At 40.4% G+C, this 319-nt stretch carries 1 protein-coding gene; it reads right to left on the bottom strand.

The window, feature by feature from the left end:
• Positions 1 to 218: 218 nt before the first annotated feature.
• A partial coding sequence (locus AB4585_RS25455; protein WP_372171564.1) for a murein L,D-transpeptidase catalytic domain-containing protein occupies positions 219 to 319 on the bottom strand: 101 nt, incomplete at its 5' end.

Here is a 319-nt window from a genome sequence, read left to right as displayed (position 1 = left end):
GTTATAACATAACAATCAATATAAAAAGCCTGATTATGCGCCTGATTGATTAAGTGGGATAAAACTATCCGCTCACTGTTTTTATGTTGTGAAAATGGCGACTAAGTAAGCTCAGTCACAGCATTGATATCAATACGGTACTTCCAGAAAATAACAAAGCCCACCGATAAATTCGGCAGGCTTGTACAATCTAGCTTTGTATTTTGGGGAGCGTCATTTTACGCACTCGCGTAAATAACACTGCCACCTTTGATCATATCAATGATCTCTTTGTTCACTTCTGGAGACAGTGCTGGGCAACCCCAACTGCGTCCTAGAT

Source organism: Vibrio sp. 10N.222.49.C9 (assembly GCF_041474985.1).
Classification (GTDB): domain Bacteria; phylum Pseudomonadota; class Gammaproteobacteria; order Enterobacterales; family Vibrionaceae; genus Vibrio; species Vibrio crassostreae_C.
Note: the sequence above shows the minus strand (reverse complement) of the source record. Positions and strands in the feature narration are given on the sequence as shown.